Origin of the sequence: Asanoa sp. NPDC050611 (genome assembly GCF_040654855.1) — a bacterium.
GTDB lineage: Bacteria > Actinomycetota > Actinomycetes > Mycobacteriales > Micromonosporaceae > Asanoa.
The window spans coordinates 1-17,222 of sequence record NZ_JBFAIU010000156.1; the positions used below are offsets into that span (position 1 = coordinate 1).

Below are 17,222 nucleotides of genomic sequence, written 5' to 3' on the forward strand. Positions count from 1 at the left end.
GCCTGACCTACCAGCCCCGCTGACCGCGGCCGGCGGGCCGGTCCCGCCCTGGAGCCACAACCCCTACGGCGCCGCGCCGGCCGGACCGCCACCCCAACCGCGCCGCGGCGGGCGGCTGGCCGCGACCGCGGCGGGCGTCCTCGTGCTGGCCGTCGGTGGCGGCGTCGCCGGCGGCGTGATCGGCGCCCACGCCGACCAGTCCCCACCGGCCGCGAGCGCCGCCACGGCCGACGCGACGAACGTGTCCACCCAGTCGGCGACGATGGCCTCGGTCGCCGCCCGCACGTCGCCGAGCGTGGTCACGATCACCGTGCAGGTGCCGCAGGGCACCGTCGAGGGCTCCGGCGTGATCGTCGACGACCAGGGCCGGATCATCACGAACAACCACGTCGTCGAGCAGTCCCGCGGCGGCGCGACCGTGCAGCTCTCCGACGGACGTTCGCTGCCCGCGCAGATCCTGCGCACGGACCCGAGCCACGACCTGGCCCTGCTGCGGGTCGACCCGAGCGGCCTGACCCCGGCGACGCTGGGCGACAGCGCGAACGTGCGGGTCGGCGACACCGTGCTGGCCTTCGGCAGCCCGCTGGGCCTGTCCGGCACCGTCACCTCGGGCATCGTCTCGGCGCTGGACCGCAATGCGCAGGACCTGGGACTGTCCGGCCTGATCCAGACCGACGCGCCGATCAACTCCGGCAACTCGGGCGGCCCGCTGGTCAACGCCGCCGGCCAGGTCATCGCGATCAACGTCGCCAACGCCTCGACCAGCCAGGGCGGCGGGAGCATCGGCATCGGTTTCGCGATCCCGATCAACGAGGCCCAGTCGTTGCTGAGCTGACTTTGCTCTGCCGCCACATACGCACCACCCTTTTAGCGGGGTGGTGCGTATGTGGATGCAGAGCAAAGCGTTGGTGCGGGGGTCGACCTATCGGCGTGGGGTGCATCTGCTGCTCGGCGGCGTGATCGCGCTGCCGTACGTGCTGCTCGCGGTCGTCTTCGTGAGCATGCTGACCAGCGACGACCTGCCGAAGCCGGCCGTCTGGGTACTGGTCCTCGTCGGCGCCGTGATCGGTGTGACGCCCGCGTTCCTCGGCGGCACCCGCGCCGTCGAGATCGTCGCGGCCCGCGGGCTGCTCGGCGTCGACCTGCCGGACCCGGCCGGTCCGGCCGACCGGGAGACCACCCTGCGCGGCGCCCTCTGGTACGGCCTGCACCTGCTCTTCGGCGCCCTCGTCGGGCTCGCCCTGTTCAGCGCGCTGCCGATGGCGCTGGTCTTCGTGCTGCAGTGGTTCGCCGGCGACCGCGTCGACCGCGTCGGCCTGCCGTTCGCCGACTGGAGCCCGGCCGCCCTCACCGGTGTCGGGATCGTCCTGCTGGTCCTGCTCGGTTACGCGGTCGCCGGGCTCGGCGCGCTCGCCGCCCAGCTCGCGCCGACGCTGCTCGGTCCCTCGCCGGCCGAACGGATCGCCGCCCTGGAAGCCCGCGCCGGGCATCTCGTCGAGCGCACCCGGCTCGCCCGCGAGCTGCACGACTCGGTCGGCCACGCGCTGACGGTGACCACGCTGCAGGCGGCGGCCGCGCAGCGCGCCCTCGACGACCCGGAGTTCGTCCGGCGGGCGCTGGTAGCCATCGAGGAGGCCGGCCGGGCGGCGATGGACGACCTCGACCACGTGCTCGGCCTGCTCCGGGACGCCGAACGGGCTGAACGCCCCGCGCCGCAACGGACGCTGGCCGACATCGACCGCGTCGTCGCGGACGTCACCGGCGCCGGCCTGCGCGTCGCGCTGACCCGTGCCGGTCCGCTCGCCAGCGTTCCGGCGGCGCTGTCGCGCGAGGGCTACCGGATCGTGCAGGAGGCGCTGACGAACGCGGTGCGGCACGCCGGCGCCGTGCCGGTTACCGTGCGGATCGCGGTCGTGGACCGGTCGCTGCGGATCGAGGTGGCGAACCCCGTGACCCGGGACCAGCCCGTCGACCCGTCCGGCCGTGGCCTGGCCGGCATGCGGGAGCGGGTCGACGTGCTCGGCGGGCGGATGGCGGCCGGGCGCGCGGACGGACAGTTCACGGTCGCGGTGCGGCTGCCGACGGGAGGGTCATGACGGTGGTACGGGTGCTGATCGTCGACGACGACGCGCTGGTCCGCGTCGGCCTGCGGACGATCGTCGACGCCGAGCCGGACCTCGAGGTGGTGGCCGAGGCGGGCGACGGCTCCGAGGTGCCGCCGCTGGTCGCCCGGCACCGGCCCGACGTGGTGCTGATGGACGTCCGGATGCCCGACGTGGACGGGATCCAGGCCACCCGGCACCTGCTCGCCACCGCGGCCGCGCCGCCCCGGGTCATCGTCGTCACCACGTTCGAGAACGACGACCACGTGTACGACGCCCTGCGCGCCGGCGCCAGCGGGTTCCTGCTCAAGCGCGCCCGGCCGGCCGAGGTGGTCGACGCGATCCGCCTGGTCGCGCGCGGCGACTCGCTGCTGTTCCCGGCCGCGATCCGCCGGCTGGTCGCCGCCCGCGGTGGCACCGCCGACCGACGGACGGCCCGGCTCACCGCGCGCGAGGCCGAGGTGCTGCGCCTGATGGCGGCCGGACTGTCCAATGCGGAGATCGCCGAGCGGTTGGTGGTCGGCGCCGAGACGGTCAAGACCCACGTCGGCAACGTGCTCGGCAAGCTCGGCGCCCGCGACCGGGTCCAGGCCGTCATCACCGCGTACGAGTCGGGCTTCGTCACGCCCGCCGGGTGAGCTCCCCCGCGCAGGGGAGCCGGTCCACCCCGCGCGGGGAGGATCCGGCGCCGCGCCGGCGGGAGCGTGGGTGGCATGACGAACTCCCGCAACCTGGCCGGTTCTCTGGCCGCCGCCTGGGCCCTGGCCTACGGCGTCGTCGCATTGGTCTGGGCGGTGACCGGCGACGGTTACCCGTTCGGCGTCAACAACCCCGACGACCAGACGCACCCGCTGCGCGCGGTGCCCGCCGACGTCGGCGCCGCGGTGTTCGCCGTGGTGCTGCTCGCCGCGGGCGTGCTCGCGCTGGCGGTCACGCAGCCGCCGCGACCACCGCGCGCGGTGCGCGCCGCGGTGCTCGGGATCGGTTGGACGATCGTGGCGGCGCTGGTCTTCCTGGTGCCCGGCGCGCACATCCTGGCGATCGCCGGCTACGCCCCGATGCTGCTGATCGGCGCGCCGTTCGGCTGGCCATCGGAGATCGACTACGGCGTGATCTTCAACTGGACCACGGCCAACGAGCTGTCGGCGATCGTCGGCGGCCTGCTGCTCGGGCGGGCGCTGCTGACCTGGCAGGGCCGCGCCTCGTCCGCCGGCCCGGTCCGCTGGGGCCCGTGGGTGACCTACGTCGCGGCGGCCGTGCCGGCGTTCTACGGGCTGACGCGGCTGACCTGGGCGGTCGGCATCCCGCTCGGCATCGACCGGGCGACCCTCGACGAGCCGGACCTGGTCTGGGCGGCCACCGGTCTCGGCGGCTTCGCCCTGATCGGCAGCGTCCTGACCATCGGCCTGCTGCGCCCGTGGGGCGAGCGGTTCCCGCGCTGGATGCCCGGCCTGGCCGGCCGCCGGGTGCCCGTGCGCCTGGCCACGATCCCGGCGGCGGCCGTCGCGCTGGCGGTCGGCGCGGCGAGCGCGAGCTTCCTCACCGACAGCGAGGCCCTGCGGCTCATCGCCGACGGCGACCTGGCCGTCCTCCCGATGGCGTTCTGGCCGCTGTGGACGGTCACCCTGCTGCTCGCCGCCCACGCCTACCACCGCCGCCGGGCCGCTGCCGCGCACCCGTCCGAAGATCGTGCGGGTCAGGCGGCGGACCAGGCGTCCACGACGGCGCCCGTGTCCACGACGGCGCCGAAGCCGAAGCCGAGCGTCACAAGGGCCGCATCATGACGCGCCTTCTCCAGCTCCCCGGTCGCGTCCGACACGACGAAGACCCGGTAGTCACGCTGGCTCGCGTCGCGGGCCGTCGTCTCGACGCACATGTTCGTCGTGACGCCGCAGATCACCAGGTTGTCGACCCCCAGGCTGGTCAGCACCGGCTCCAGGCCAGTGCCGTAGAAGGCCGAGTAGCGGTTCTTGTCGATGACGAAGTCGTCGGTGGTCGCGGGCAGCTCGTCGACGAGCTCGGCGTCCCACGTGCCGGCGGCGAGCGACCCGGTCGATGCGAGCGCGGGCATGAGCTCGTGGACGAGCACACCGCCGTCCCGGTAGTCCGCGCGATACACGTACCGCGTGTAGATTACCGGCACCCTGGCGGCGCGTGCCGCGTCGACGAGCCGCTGGCAACCCGCGATCGCCGCGGTGCACAGCGATACGTCCAGTCCCAGCTTTGCGAAGGAGCCCTCGGGATGGCAGAAGCCGTTCTGCATGTCGACGACCAGGAGTGCCGTGCGATCGGGCCCGTTGAGCGTTAGCGGCATGGGGCCATCTAACATCAGACTTTTGTCGGAACACAACCGGTAAGGTTCTTGCGTGAACACTCGCGTCTCCGCGGCCGCCCCCGCCTATCAGGAGCTCGCCGACCGGCTACGGGAGCAGGTCCTGGCCGGCACGTTCGCCCCAGGCGACCGCCTGCCGACCGAGCCGGAACTGTGCGCGCTCTACGGCGTCAGTCGCAGCACGGTGCGGGAGGCGCTGCGCGTGCTGTCGAGCCAGCACCTCGTCACGACGGTCCGCGGCGTGGCCGGGGGCACGTTCGTCGTCCGCCCCGAGCCCCACCAGATCAGCTCCTACCTGCAAGCGAGCTTCTCGCTGCTGACCGCGTCACGCAGCGGCTCCGTCGGCGACCTGCTGGAGGTCCGGGACATGCTGGAGGTGCCGGCCGCGGGCCTCGCCGCCCGGCGCCGCACCGCCGACGACCTCGAGGTGCTCCGGCAGTCGCTGTTCGACCCGCGCACGGTCGACGCCGAGCACGTCTTCGAGGCCAACCGCAACTTCCATGTGTGCCTGCTGCGCGCCGCCGGCAATCCGATGCTGGAGGCGGTGACCCACCCGATGTTCGGCGTTCTCAACGAGCGCTTCCTGCGCGTTCAGGCGTCCCGTCGGTTCTGGTTCCGGGTCGACCGCGACCACCGGGAGATCCTCGCCGCGGTGGCCGACGGCGACGCCGACGGGGCGCGGGAGGCGCAGCACGCGCACCTCCAGCACCTCCGCTCGACGTACACCCGGATAGACCGCCAGCGACGAGCAGCGACCTAGCCCGACAGGGCCGTGAACACCTCCTCGTGCACGACCTCGAGGTCGGTGTGTGCGTGCAGCAGGGCCGGCGCGTCGAGCGGCAGCAGCGTGTCGAGCGCCGCGGCCAGCTCCTCCTCGGTGCGGGCGGTCGCGGCTCGCAGGCCCAGCGACCGGGCGAGCGCCGCCAGGTCGCGGCGGGGGAAGAGGGCCGGCGTGTCGTCGTGCCCGGTGCGGCGCAGCAGGTGCGCCTCGGCGGCGTACGCCCCGTCGTCGAGGACCAGCACGAGCACCGGAAGGCCGAGCCGGGCGAGGGTGTCGAGCCCGCCCGGGTTCATCAGCACGCCGCCGTCGCCCTCGACGACCAGGGTGGGCTGCGTCGGCCGCACGTGCGCCACGCCGAGTCCGACCGGCAGCGCCAGGCCGACGCTGCCCAACTGCCAGGGGAGCACGAGGTCGCGCGGGTCCGCGACGGTGACGCCGAGCGCGCCGAACCCGCTGTAATGGCCGATACCGACGACGAGACCGCGTCGCGCCGGCAGGGCCCGGTCGGCGGCGCGCAGCACCACCCGTGGATCGATCCCCGACGGCGGCCGGCCGGTCCGCCGGCCCGGCGGTGTCCCCGGCACGGGTACGGCGGGCGGCGGCACGACTCCCTCGGCACCTGACCGGAGCTGGGCGACCAGTGCGGCGGCGGTGCGGCCGGCGTCCGCGAGCACGGCGTCGTCCGGGACGGTGGTGTGCCCGACCGCCGTCGGATCCCGCTCGACCTGGACCCACCGCGCGTGCGGGCACACCGTGCCGTTCGCGGTGGTGAAGCGGTTGAGGGACGCACCGAAGGCCAGCACGAGGTCGACGTCGACCAATGCCGCGCGCGCCTCCGCCGAGGCGAACCCGCCCACCACACCGAGGTCACCGGGTCGTCCCCGGAACAGGTCCTTGGCCAGCAAGGTCGTGCCGAGCCACGCCCCGCCCAGCGCGGCCACCGCCACGAGGTCCGCGGCGGCGGCGAGGGCGCCGCGCCCGGCGAGCACCAAGGGTCGCCGGGCCTTCGCCAGGCGCTCGGCAAGCCGCTCCACCTCCGCCGCCGACGGCTCTCGCGGCGGCGCCACGACCGGCAACTCGGCCACCGCGGGCCCGCCGAACGCCCGACCGGCAACTCCGCCGGGCGGACTGTTCTGGAGGTCGACCGGCAGGTTGAGCACCGCCGGAAGGCGACGCGTCCGGGCCGCCCGGGCGGCCACGGCGACATCCTCGGCCACCGTCTGCGGCAGGCGGACCGGCACCCAGAGGGCGCCGGCGGCCCGGACGAACGGCTCCTGCGGCACGTCCTGCCCGTGGTGGCGGGTCGTTCGTGGGGTATCGCCGAGCAGCAACAGGACCGGCGATCCGGCGAGCGCCGCCGCGGTCAGGGCGGTCATCGCGTTGGTCAGCCCGGGCCCGTGTGTCACCGACGCGGCGGTGAGGTCGCCGGTGCGCCGGGCCGCGCCGTCGGCCATGGCCACGGCCTCCTGCTCGTGCCGGGCCGACACCCACTCAACCCCGACCTGCCCGAGGGCGAGCGCGAGGTGCAGGTTGCCGTCGCCGAGCACGCCGTACACCGTGCGGACCCCCGCCGCCGAGACCGCGTCGGCGACGTCGTGCAGGACGAGCCGTCGCTCAACTTTCATCGGGGTCCTCCTGTTACGGCGGCGCAACGTTCCGGGTTCCGCAGCAAATAGTCTGACGAAAAGGGTTGACCTGTAAAGGTCTGTTGTTTGATGCTGCCCCACAACTTCTCACGTCAATCCCATCCCAGCCACCAGTGGAGGCACCATGTGGCGTCGCCTTGCCGCGGTGCTCGCGACGGCCGCCGTTTCCCTCACCCTCGCCGCGTGCGGCGACGACGGTGATGCGGACGGCGGCTCCGGCGAGACCGGGACCATACGCATCGGCGCGATCCTCGGCATCTCGGGCCGGTTCGCCTTCGTAGGTGAGCCGCAGAAGCAGGCCTTGGAGCTCGCTCAGGAACGGATCAACGCGGCCGGCGGCATCTCCGGCCGCAAGGTCGAGTTCGTCATCTACGACGACGAGGTCGACGAGACCAAGTCCGTGCCCCTGGCCAACCGGCTGATTTCCGAGGACAAGGTCGTCGCCATCATCGGACCGTCCATCACCGTGCCGGCCCTCGCGATCCAGCCGATCGTCGAGCGGGCCAAGATGCCCAACCTGACCCTCACCAGCAAGGCCATCTGGGAGGGCAAGCCGGAGAGCTACGTCTTCCACACGACACCCCGCGAGGAGGTCGAGGTCAAGTCGGTGCTGGACTTCGTCAAGGACCAGCTCAAGGTCACCAAGGTCGGCGTCGTCTACGACCGCCAGCCGTACGGCACCGGCAACCTCGCCTACATCAAGCGGTTCGCTTCCGAGTACGGCCTGCAGATCGTGGCCGAGGAAGGCATCGAGAACAACGACACCAACGCCGACGCCCAGGTGCAGCGGGTACGTGCCGCAGGCGCCGAGGCGGTGGTCGTCTGGGTCGGCGACCCGGCCGCGAGCTCTGTCGCCAAGGCCGTCCACCAGTCCGGCTGGACGGTGCCGATGATCGCCTCGTCCGCCATCGCCGGGCCGCGGTTCGCGGAGCTGGCCGGTCCCGCGGCCGAGGGAGCGTACTCGGACTCGACCTACAACACGGCCGAGCCGCCGCCCGTGCAGAAGGATTTCCTGGACGCGTTCAAGGCCAAGTACAACAGCGCGCCGACGCAGTTCGCCGCCTTCGCCTACGACTCGGCGTACGCCCTCAAGGGTGCCATCGAGGCCGCCGGCGGCAAGACCGACGGCGAGTCGATCCGGAAGGGTCTCATCGACATGCCGGCCCTTGACGGCGTGGTCGCCACGTACGACTTCGCGGCGGACAACCACAACGGCATCCCGAACGGCCCGCTGTTCTACATCGTCCAGATCAAGAACGGCGCATTCCAGGTCGTCTTCGACACGCGGAAGTAGGGAACGTGGGAGGCGTCGACTACCCGCAGGTCTTCGCGACCGGCCTGACGTACGGCGTGATCTTCGCGCTCATCGCGCTCGGGTATCACCTGATCTACGTCTCGTCCGGCATGCTCAACTTCGCCCTCGGCGAACAGCTGGCGGTGGCCGGTCTGGTGGTGCTGTCGCTGACGTCGTTCGGCGTGCCCTTCGTCCTGGCGGTGGTGCTGGCGGTCCTCGCCGGCGCCGCCTTCGGGGCGGGGTACGAGCGGTTGGCCCTGCGCCCGGCGGCCCGGATGGGCCTGGTCGGCCCGCTCATCGCCAGCGTCGGCGTCTCCATCGTCATCGGCCAGGGGAGGGTCCTCATCTGGGGACCCAACCCGCGGCCGATGAACCCGTTCACCGGTGACCCGAACCAGTCGGTGGGCTTCCTCGGCGGCCGGTGGCAGATCCAGTCCTTCTGGGTCATCGGACTCGCGGTGCTCGCCGCGGCGGCGCTCCTGCTCTTCCTCCGGTTCACCTGGTACGGCCGGGCCTGGCGGGCGACCGCGCAGAGCCCGGTCGGTGCCCGGCTGAGCGGCATCGACCCGAACGTCGTGTCGCTGAGCGCCGTCGCGATGGCCTCGGCGCTGGTCACCATCGGCGGCATCGCCATCGCCCCGATCGTCCTCGCCGGCGGGTTCTACGCGCTCGACTTCGGCGTTCGCGCGTTCGCCGCGGCCATCATCGGCGGCTTCTCGTCGACGACCGGCGTGCTGATCGGCGGCCTGGTCGTCGGCCTGCTGGACTCCTGGCTGGTGGCCGCGCTGTCCGCGGAATGGTCTGACGTCGTGCTCTACGGTGCGCTCGCGCTGGCGCTCGTGCTGCGGCCGAAGGGCCTGTTCGGCCGGGAGGCGGTGAGCCGCGCATGAGCCGGTTCATGCCGCGGATGTCGCCCTGGGTGGCGCCGGTGGTGATCGGCGTCCTGGTGCTGCTCTTCGCGACGACCCAGGACTCGTTCTACCGCCTCCAGCTCGGCACGCTGTCGGGCATCTACGCGATCGCGGCGGTCGGGCTCACGCTGCTGTTCGGCGCGGCCGGCCAGATCTCACTGGGTCAGGCCGGGTTGCTCGGCATCGCCGCGTTCAGCACCGCGTACCTGACCGTGGACCGAGGGATGGGCTCCGTCTCCGCCGGGATCGTGGCGGTGGCCGCGTCGACGGTCGTGGGCCTGCTGCTCGGGTGGTGCGCGCTGCGGATCACCGGCCACTACCTGGCTCTGGTGACGCTCGCGTTCGGGCTCGTCTTCACCGAGCTGACCCGTACGGTGCTCCCCGACGGCTGGTACGGCGTGCCCCCGCTCGCCATCGGCTCGCTCGACCTCGGCGACTCACAGACGTTCTTCGTCGTCGTCTGGGCGCTCGTGGTGCTCGTGCTGGTCGCCTCCACGCTGCTGGTCCGGTCGCGGTTCGGGCGGTCGATCGCGGCGTTGCGCGACGACTCGGTCGCGGCCTCCGCGTGCGGGGTCGACCTGGCCCGCACCAAGGTCGCGGTGTTCGGCATCGCGTCCGCCCTGGCCGGTGTCTCCGGCTGGCTGTTCGCGCTCTACCAGGGCTCGGTGACCGAGACGTCGTTCTCGTTCAACCTCTCCTTCAACCTGCTCATCATGGTGGTGATCGGCGGCCTCGGCTCGCCGACCGGCGCGGTGGTGGGTGCGGTGTTCCTGGTGCTCGCACCCGAGCTGGGCCGCAGCTACGAGCAGTACCGCCTGCTCTCGTACGGCCTGGTCCTGATTCTCGTGCTCGCGCTGCTGCCGGGCGGCCTCGCCTCGGTCGGCCGGCTCGTGGCCAAGCCCCTGCGGCGTCTACGCAGCGAAACCGTGAAGGAGCCGGCATGAGCGCGGAACCGGTGCTCGCGGGCCGCGGTGTGACCCGCCGCTTCGGCGGCGTCACCGCGGTGTCCGACGTGGACGTCGAGATCCGGGCGGGCGAGGTGACCCTCGTGCTCGGCCCCAACGGTGCGGGCAAGAGCACGCTGGTGAACTGCCTGACCGGCGTCGACCGGCCGGACGAGGGCCGGGTGCTGGTCTCCGGCGCGGACGTCACCGGCCGGCGACCGGACCAGTTCAACCGGATGGGCGTGGTGCGCACCTTCCAGCACACCCGACCGTTCGGTGGGCTGACGGTCGCCGAGAACGTGATGGTCGGCGCGCACGGCCGCACGAAGGCCGGCTTCGTCCGCGGCACCCTGCGCACGCCCGGGGCGCGGCGCGAGGAGGCGGCGCTGCGTGCCCAGGCGGACGAGCTGCTGGAGCAGGTGGGGCTGGCCGGGCGCGGGGTGGCCCGGCCGGTGGACCTCCCGCTCGCCGACGAACGGCGGGTCGAGATCGCCCGCTGCCTCGCCGCGCAGCCACGCGTGCTGCTGCTCGACGAGCCGGCGGCGGGCCTCGGCGAGGCGGAGGCCGACGCGCTCGCCGACCTCGTCCGCCGGCTCTGCGCCGAGTACGACCTCGGCGTCCTGCTCATCGAGCACCATTTGGAGTTGGCGCTCGGCATGGCGGACTCCGTCGTCGTCCTCGACTTCGGCAAGGTCATCGCTCGCGGCACGCCGGCCGAGATCCGCGAGGACGCGGCGGTCCGCGCCGCCTACGTCGGTGTGGAGGAGTCGTGACAGCCGCGCTGGAGATCGAGAACCTCACCGTCGCGTACGGCAACGTCGTCGCGGTCCGCGGCGTCTCGTTCGTGGTCCCGGAGCGCCAGGTGGTGGCCCTGCTCGGCGCGAACGGCGCGGGCAAGACGTCGCTGCTCGGCGGCGTCTCCGGGCTGATCCGGGCGTCGTCGGGCCGGGTCCGGGTCGGCGGCGTCGACATCAGCGGCCTGCCGGCGCAGAAGGTCGCCCGCCGGGGCCTGCGGCTGGTGCCGGAGAGCCGGGCCCTCTTCCCGGACCTGACCGTGCTCGAGAACCTGCACGTGGGTGCCGGCCGTCTGCACCGGGCCGAGCGCGACCGCCGGGTGGAGCGGGCCTTCGACCTCTTCCCGGTGCTGGGCCGCCGGTCGCGGCAGGCGGCCGGCACGATGTCCGGCGGCGAGCAGCAGATGCTCTCGATCGCCCGGTCGCTGGCCGCCGATCCGCGCGTGCTGGTGCTCGACGAGCCCTCGATGGGCCTCGCCCCGATGGTCGTCGCCAGCATCGTCGAGACGATCGCCCGCCTGCGTGACGAAGGTCTGACGGTGCTCGTCGCGGAACAGAACGCCCGCGCGGTGCTCCCGGTCGCCGACCGCGCCGTGCTGATGGCCCGGGGCCAGGTGCTCCGGGAGGGCCCGGCGGCCGAGGTCCGCGAGCAGGTCGAGGCGGAGGGCTACCTGGGCGGGGCGACGTTGTGACGACGGTCCGGCACTCAGTCCTGAACCAGGTGATGACGATCGTCCTGGACGGACCGACGTCCCTCAACAGCCTCACCCCGCAGGCGCTCGACGGATTCGACGCCGCCCTGGACGCCGCCGAGGGGGACCGCTCCCTGCGCGCCGTCGTGGTCACGGGCGCCGGGCAGCGGGCGTTCTGCGTGGGAATGGACATCGACTTCCTCGGGACGTGCTTCGACGATCCACAGGGGACATTCCTGCCGTTCCTGCGGCGTTACCACGCGGTGCTGGCCCGGATCGAGGACCTGGGCGTGCCGGTGGTCGCCCGGGTCAACGGCCTGGCCCGGGCGGGCGGATTCGAGCTGATCCTCGCCTGCGACCTCGTCGTCGCGGCGGACGAGGCGAAGGTCGGCGACATCCACGTCGACTTCGGTGTGCCGCCCGGCGGCGGGTCGACCCAGCGCGCGCCGCGCAAGCTGGGCGACCAGCGGGCCAAGGCGCTCCTGCTCACGCCGCTCTGGCTGGACGGGCCGAAGATGGTCGAGTGGGGCGTCGCTCTGGCGTCCGTACCCCTGGCAGATCTTGACGGCGAGGTCGAGAAGTGGCTCGGGTCGCTGCGCGGCCGGTCCCGACCGGCGCTGGCCGTCACCAAGCGGCTGATGAACGCGACCCGCACGCTGACCGTGGAGGAGGGCCTGCGCTACGAGCGGGACCTGTTCTCTCTGCTGCACGAAGAGGTGGGCGAGGTGGCCGAGGGGTACCGCGCCTTCGTCGAGAAGCGCGAACCCGTCTGGGGTGACGTCGATGTCCGACGCCTGGGTTGAGTCGCCGGCGCTGGCGGTCACCGACGATCTGATCGCCACGCTGGTAGGCCGCGCCGGCTACACCCATCCGCTGTTCAACCCGCCGCCGGGCGGGGACGGCCCGCCCCTGCCCGGGCAGGGGGTGCTGCTGCTGATGGGCGGTCTGGTCGAGCAGTCCGGCGCGCTCGACGACGCGGTGGCCCTGCTGGAGCTGCGTCGGGCCCGGTTCCTCGCGCAGGTGCGCGCCGGTGCGACGCTGCGGGTCCGGATCGAGCCGCTGGCGGGGCGCACCACGTCCAGCGGCAAGGTGGTCCGAGACTACCGGTGGACCGCGGTCGACGGCGAGGATCGGCTGGTGGCCGAGGTCGAGGCGGTCATGCTCACGCGTGGAAGGGAAGGGTGATGGGGGCACAGCTGCACATGGCGGGCGGGATCCGGGAGTTCGGCCGGGCGGTGCCGGACCGGGTGGCCCTGGTCGACGGCGATCGGAGCGTGACCTTCGGAGCGCTGGACCGCCGCTCCAACCAGCTCGCGTCGGCGATGCTCGCCCGTGGCGTCCGGCCCGGCGAGCGGGTCGCCGTGCTCAGCAACAACCGCGCCGAGTTCTTCGAGATCGCCGCCGCGATGGCCAAGGCCGGCATTCCGACCGTCCCGCTCAACACCCGCAACAACGCCGCCGACAACGCGTACATCCTGGGGCACGCCGGTGTCCGGGGCATCATCCTGGCCGACGAGCTGGCGGCCAATGTGGACGGTCTGCTCGACGACCTGCCCTTCGTGCTGAGCTTCGGGGGCGAGGCGGGCGAGCGCTACGAGACGTTCCTCGAATCGGGCCGCCCAGTCGACCCCGCCGTCCCCGTCAGCGAGCTGGACCCGTTCTGCGTCACCTACACCTCCGGCACCACGGGCCGTCCCAAGGGCGTGCTGCTGCACCACCGGGGCCGGGTGCTGACGATCTTCGGTATCGGGCTCGACTACGGGCTCGGTCCGGGCCGGCGGACGATCGCGGTGGCCCCGATGTACCACGGCGCCGGTTTCGCCTTCGCGTACGCCGCGCCGTGGCTCGGCGGCAACTGCTCCGTGCTGCGCTCCTGGGACCCGGAGGCGTTGCTCGCGATGATGGAGAGCAGCCGGGCGGAGACGGTGTTCCTGGTGCCGACGCACGCCGCGCAGATCCGCCGGGTCTGCGAGGAGCCGATGGCGCGCTACGACCTGTCCGCGCTCAAGACGCTCTACTTCAACGCCGCCGCGCTGCCGGTGGCGCTCAAGGAGTGGGTGGTCGCGGCGTTCCCCGGCGTCGAGGTGCACGAGCTGTACGGGTCGACGGAGTGCTCGGTCGTCACCAACCTCCGGCCGGAGTTCGCGCTCGCCAAGGCCGGCAGCGTGGGGCACCCGTGGTTCATGAACGAGGTGCGGCTCAAGGACGACGACGGCAACGAGGTCGCCCCCGGCGAGCCGGGTGAGCTCTTCGCCCGCTCGCCGATGCTCCTCGGCGGCTACCTCGAGGACGAGGACGCCACCCGCGCCGGGTTCGACGACGACGGCTTCTTCTCCGTCGGCGACATCGCGGTGCGTGACGAGGAGGGCTTCATCTCGATCGTCGACCGCAAGACCGACATGATCATCGCGGGTGGGGTGAACATCTTTCCGCGGGAGATCGAGGAGGCTATCGCCCGGCACCCGCCGGTGCACGAGGTCGCCGTGGTCGGGCTGCCCGACGAGGTGTACGGCGAGCGCGTCGTCGCCTTCGTGGTGTCCCGGCCCGACCAGGTCCTCGACGTGGCGGACCTGGACGCGTACGTCCGCGCGCACGTCGCCAGGTACAAGGTGCCCCGGGAGTGGCATGTGGTCGACGCGCTGCCACGCAACCCGAGCGGCAAGGTGCTCAAGCGCGAGATCCGGGAAAAGTTCAGACCTTTAAAGGGCGACATGCAGCTGTGACAAGGTATTCGCCACCTTGACGGCTAAAAGATCAGACAAATAAGCTGGTCGCGGGGTAAGGAAGGGATCCGTCAATGACCGTGAAGCAGGGCTGGACCGGGCGGTTCTTCGAGGATTTTGAGACCGGAGACGTCTACCAGCACCCTCTCGGGCGCACCGTCACCGAGACCGACAACACCTGGTTCACGTTGCTGACGATGAACACCAACCAGATGCACTTCAACACGGAGTACGCGGCGAAGTCCGAGTTCGGGCGCCCGCTCGTCGTCTCCACGCTGACGCTGGCGATCGCCGTGGGTCAGAGCGTCACAGACCTCACCCAGAACGCGTTCGCCAACCTGGGCTGGGACGACATCAAGCTGCCGAACCCCGTGTTCGCCGGCGACACCCTCTACAGCGAGTCACTGGTGCTGGAGAAGCGCGACTCGGCGAGCCGCCCGCACGCCGGTGTGGTGACCGTGCGCACCCGCACCCTCAACCAGCACGGCACGGAGGTGTGCAGCTTCAAGCGCACCTTCTTCGTCTACCGGCGCGGCGCCGAGCAGCTCGACGGCCTCTTCCCGGAGGCGGCGGTGCCGCTCGCGTTGGAGAAGCCGGCGTGACCGGGCTGCACATCGGGTTCCAGCCGTGGGGCGAGACGCTCGAGGAGCTGGTCGACGCGGGGCGCCGCGCGGAGGAGGCCGGAGCCGAGGTGCTGTGGACCGCCGAGCTGCACCGCAGCGCCACGGTCACGGCGGCGGCGCTCGCGGCCGGCACCACCCGCGCCCGCATCGGCACCGCGATCGCCCTGGCGTTCACCCGCAGCCCCATGATCACCGCCCTGGAGGCGGTCGACGTCGACGAGCTGTCCGGCGGGCGGTTCGTGCTGGGGCTCGGCTCCGGCGTGAAGCGGCTCAACGAGGACTGGCACAACGCCCGGTTCGGCACGCCCGTGCCCCACCTGCGTGAGACGATCCGCAACATCAGACTCTTCTGGGAGACCTGCACGACCGGCGCGGAGATCCGCGCCGACGGAGAGTTCGAGCCCATGCGCATCCGTGGCTACCAGCGGCCGTTCCCGGTGCCCCGCACGGACATCCCCGTCTACCTCGCCGCGATGGGGCCCTACGCGACCCGGCTCGCCGGCGAGATCGCCGATGGCTGGATCAGCCTGGAGATCTGCTCGCCCGCCTACCTCGCGCAGCGCATCCTGCCGGAGTTGGAGATCGGCATCGCGCGCGCCGAGCAGAAGAACCGGGCAGACGTGGACGTGGTCGTCTCCGCCTGCTGCTCGATCTCGGCCGACCGGTCGGTCGCCTACCGCCGCTCGGCCGGGCTCGTCGGCTTCTACGCCTCGGTCAAGACGTACGCGGACTTCTTCGCCTTCCACGGGCTCGCGGACGACCAGCAGGCCGTGATCGACACGTTCCGGGCCGGCGCCTCCTCCGACGACCTCGCCGACGCCGTGAGCGGCCCGATGGTCGACGCGCTCACGCTCACCGGCACCCGTGACCAGGTGGCGGCGCGGGTCGCGGCCTACGCGGGCGTCGCGGACTCGGTGAAGCTGAGCCCGCCCACCCACGGGCTGCCGGCGGCCGAGACCCGGGCCGCCCAGGAGGAGATCATCGGACTGATCGGCGACCTGACGGGAGCGCGGGCATGAAACCCCTGGCGGATCTGCGGATCATCGCGGTCGAGCAGTACGGTGCCGGGCCGTTCGGCAGCGTCCACCTGGCCGACCTCGGCGCGCAGGTGATCAAGATCGAGGACCCGCGGGTCGGCGGCGACGTCGGCCGTTACGTGCCGCCGTACGCCGAGGACGAGGACTCGCTCTTCTTCGAGACGTTCAACCGCAACAAGCGAAGCCTCTCCCTCGACCTGACCTCGCCCGCCGGGCGCGAGGTGTTCGAGAAGCTGGTGGCGGTCTCCGACGTCGTCTACTCCAACCTGCGTGGCGACGTGCCGGCGAAGATGCGGATCCGCTACGACGACCTCAAGCACGTCAACCCACGCATCGTGTGCGTCTCGCTCACCGGGTTCGGGATGACCGGCCCGCGCAGCAAGGAGCCCGGCTACGACTACGTGCTCCAGGGCCTCGCCGGCTGGATGGAGCTGACCGGCGAGCCGGACGGCCCGCCCACCAAGTCGGGCCTGTCCATGGTGGACTACTCGGGCGGTCTGGTCGCCGCGATCTCGCTGCTGGCCGGCGTGCACGCCGCCCGGCGCGACGGACGCGGCATGGACTGTGACGTGAGCCTCTACGACACCGCGGTCACCATGCTCACGTACCCGGCGACCTGGCACCTGAACGCCGGCTTCGCGCCGGTGCGCACCCACCACTCCGCGCACCCCTCGCTCGTGCCGTTCCAGGCGTTCGAGGCCGCGGACGGCTGGATGGTCGTCGGCTGTGCCAAGGAGAAGTTCTGGGCCCGCCTCGCCGTGGTCGTCGGCCACCCGGAGTGGGCGGAGCCCGGGTCGCCGTACGCCACCTTCGCCGCGCGGCGGGAGAACAGCGCGCACCTGCTGCCGGAGCTGGAGGCGATCTTCAAGCGGAAGACGGTCGCCGAGTGGCTGCCCGAGCTCTACGCCGCGTCCATCCCGTGTGGCCCCATCAACGACGTCGCCGCGGCGCTCGCCGAGCCGCACACCGCCGCCCGCGAGCTCGTCGTCACGACCGAGCACCCACGCTTCGGCACGGTGCGGCAGCTCGCCTCGCCGGTCCGGGTCGGCGCGCAGCGGCCCGAGTACCGCCGGGCGCCCCAACGGAACGAGGACTTCGCCCTGGTCACCGGGGAGATTCTCGGGCTCGACCCGGAGGCGGTCCAGGCGCTGCGCCTCAAGGGCGCGTTCGGCGAGGCGGCCCCCGCCGGCTCCACCGACGGGAGCGGGGCGGAGGCCGCAGCCCGATGACGATCGCCGAGGCGCTCGCCGCGTGGGGCACCGGACAGGCTTGAGCAGAAGGTTGCCCACCAGGCCGCCGTCGCCGGCTGTGGTGATTGCCCAAATGCCGTGGATCGGGTGGTC

18 protein-coding genes and 1 pseudogene are annotated in these 17,222 nt (G+C 72.5%); 16 read left to right on the plus strand and 3 right to left on the minus strand.

Annotated elements, in window-relative coordinates; all coding sequences use genetic code 11:
* From AB0H87_RS23185 to AB0H87_RS23200, 4 genes are all read left to right on the plus strand, one after another.
* On the plus strand, positions 1 to 835 hold an 835-nt coding region (locus tag AB0H87_RS23185; protein ID WP_360149145.1), incomplete at its 5' end, for a trypsin-like peptidase domain-containing protein.
* A gap of 100 nt (positions 836 to 935) precedes the next feature.
* The gene (locus tag AB0H87_RS23190) at positions 936 to 2,096 is read left to right on the plus strand and encodes a histidine kinase (RefSeq protein WP_360149148.1); all 1,161 of its coding nucleotides are present in this window, start codon (positions 936 to 938) and stop codon (positions 2,094 to 2,096) included.
* A complete protein-coding gene (locus AB0H87_RS23195; protein ID WP_360149151.1) occupies positions 2,093 to 2,740 on the plus strand; it encodes a response regulator transcription factor in 648 nt (215 codons plus the stop codon). The genes AB0H87_RS23190 and AB0H87_RS23195 overlap by 4 nt, the downstream gene beginning before the upstream one ends.
* 75 nt (positions 2,741 to 2,815) lie before the next feature.
* Positions 2,816 to 3,886, plus strand: a complete 1,071-nt coding sequence (locus AB0H87_RS23200; protein ID WP_360149154.1) for a hypothetical protein — start codon at positions 2,816 to 2,818, stop codon at positions 3,884 to 3,886.
* On the opposite strand, the gene AB0H87_RS23205 is transcribed toward AB0H87_RS23200, so the two are convergent.
* Positions 3,799 to 4,476: an isochorismatase family cysteine hydrolase gene (locus AB0H87_RS23205; protein ID WP_360149157.1), complete on the minus strand. Its 678-nt coding sequence runs from the start codon at positions 4,474 to 4,476 to the stop codon at positions 3,799 to 3,801. The two genes, AB0H87_RS23200 and AB0H87_RS23205, sit on opposite strands and share 88 nt — an antisense overlap.
* On the opposite strand from AB0H87_RS23205, the gene AB0H87_RS23210 reads away from it, so the two are divergent.
* The gene (locus tag AB0H87_RS23210) at positions 4,469 to 5,194 is read left to right on the plus strand and encodes a FadR/GntR family transcriptional regulator (RefSeq protein WP_360149160.1); all 726 of its coding nucleotides are present in this window, start codon (positions 4,469 to 4,471) and stop codon (positions 5,192 to 5,194) included. The two genes, AB0H87_RS23205 and AB0H87_RS23210, sit on opposite strands and share 8 nt — an antisense overlap.
* Here AB0H87_RS23210 and AB0H87_RS23215 read toward each other — a convergent pair.
* A complete protein-coding gene (locus AB0H87_RS23215; protein WP_360149163.1) occupies positions 5,191 to 6,840 on the minus strand; it encodes a thiamine pyrophosphate-binding protein in 1,650 nt (549 codons plus the stop codon). The genes AB0H87_RS23210 and AB0H87_RS23215 overlap by 4 nt on opposite strands.
* 145 nt (positions 6,841 to 6,985) lie before the next feature.
* On the opposite strand from AB0H87_RS23215, the gene AB0H87_RS23220 reads away from it, so the two are divergent.
* The 11 genes from AB0H87_RS23220 (at position 6,986) to AB0H87_RS23270 (ending at position 17,108) form a co-directional block, all read left to right on the plus strand.
* Positions 6,986 to 8,155, plus strand: a complete 1,170-nt coding sequence (locus AB0H87_RS23220) for an ABC transporter substrate-binding protein (RefSeq protein ID WP_360149166.1) — start codon at positions 6,986 to 6,988, stop codon at positions 8,153 to 8,155.
* Positions 8,156 to 8,160: 5 nt separating this feature from the next.
* Positions 8,161 to 9,045, plus strand: coding sequence for a branched-chain amino acid ABC transporter permease (locus tag AB0H87_RS23225; protein ID WP_360149169.1), 885 nt, complete (start codon positions 8,161 to 8,163; stop codon positions 9,043 to 9,045).
* Positions 9,042 to 10,010 carry a branched-chain amino acid ABC transporter permease gene (locus tag AB0H87_RS23230; RefSeq protein ID WP_360149172.1) on the plus strand — a complete coding sequence of 323 codons (969 nt, stop codon included), beginning with the start codon at positions 9,042 to 9,044 and terminating at the stop codon, positions 10,008 to 10,010. The genes AB0H87_RS23225 and AB0H87_RS23230 overlap by 4 nt, the downstream gene beginning before the upstream one ends.
* A complete protein-coding gene (locus AB0H87_RS23235; RefSeq protein WP_360149175.1) occupies positions 10,007 to 10,783 on the plus strand; it encodes an ABC transporter ATP-binding protein in 777 nt (258 codons plus the stop codon). Before AB0H87_RS23230 ends, AB0H87_RS23235 begins: the two co-directional genes overlap by 4 nt.
* On the plus strand, positions 10,780 to 11,496 hold the full coding sequence (locus tag AB0H87_RS23240) for an ABC transporter ATP-binding protein (protein ID WP_360149178.1): 717 nt from the start codon (positions 10,780 to 10,782) through the stop codon (positions 11,494 to 11,496). Before AB0H87_RS23235 ends, AB0H87_RS23240 begins: the two co-directional genes overlap by 4 nt.
* Positions 11,497 to 11,528: 32 nt before the next feature.
* On the plus strand, positions 11,529 to 12,299 hold the full coding sequence (locus AB0H87_RS23245) for an enoyl-CoA hydratase/isomerase family protein (protein ID WP_360149181.1): 771 nt from the start codon (positions 11,529 to 11,531) through the stop codon (positions 12,297 to 12,299).
* Complete coding sequence (locus AB0H87_RS23250; protein ID WP_360149184.1) at positions 12,280 to 12,681, plus strand: hypothetical protein; 402 nt, start codon at positions 12,280 to 12,282, stop codon at positions 12,679 to 12,681. The genes AB0H87_RS23245 and AB0H87_RS23250 overlap by 20 nt, the downstream gene beginning before the upstream one ends.
* Positions 12,681 to 14,219: an AMP-binding protein gene (locus AB0H87_RS23255; protein WP_360149187.1), complete on the plus strand. Its 1,539-nt coding sequence runs from the start codon at positions 12,681 to 12,683 to the stop codon at positions 14,217 to 14,219. The genes AB0H87_RS23250 and AB0H87_RS23255 overlap by 1 nt, the downstream gene beginning before the upstream one ends.
* Positions 14,220 to 14,293: 74 nt before the next feature.
* On the plus strand, positions 14,294 to 14,821 hold the full coding sequence (locus AB0H87_RS23260; protein WP_360149190.1) for a MaoC family dehydratase: 528 nt from the start codon (positions 14,294 to 14,296) through the stop codon (positions 14,819 to 14,821).
* Complete coding sequence (locus AB0H87_RS23265; protein WP_360149193.1) at positions 14,818 to 15,861, plus strand: LLM class flavin-dependent oxidoreductase; 1,044 nt, start codon at positions 14,818 to 14,820, stop codon at positions 15,859 to 15,861. Before AB0H87_RS23260 ends, AB0H87_RS23265 begins: the two co-directional genes overlap by 4 nt.
* On the plus strand, positions 15,858 to 17,108 hold the full coding sequence (locus AB0H87_RS23270) for a CoA transferase (RefSeq protein WP_360149196.1): 1,251 nt from the start codon (positions 15,858 to 15,860) through the stop codon (positions 17,106 to 17,108). The genes AB0H87_RS23265 and AB0H87_RS23270 overlap by 4 nt, the downstream gene beginning before the upstream one ends.
* 33 nt (positions 17,109 to 17,141) lie before the next feature.
* On the opposite strand, the pseudogene AB0H87_RS23275 reads toward AB0H87_RS23270, so the two are convergent.
* Positions 17,142 to 17,222: pseudogene (locus AB0H87_RS23275) on the minus strand (GNAT family N-acetyltransferase); the annotation flags it as partial.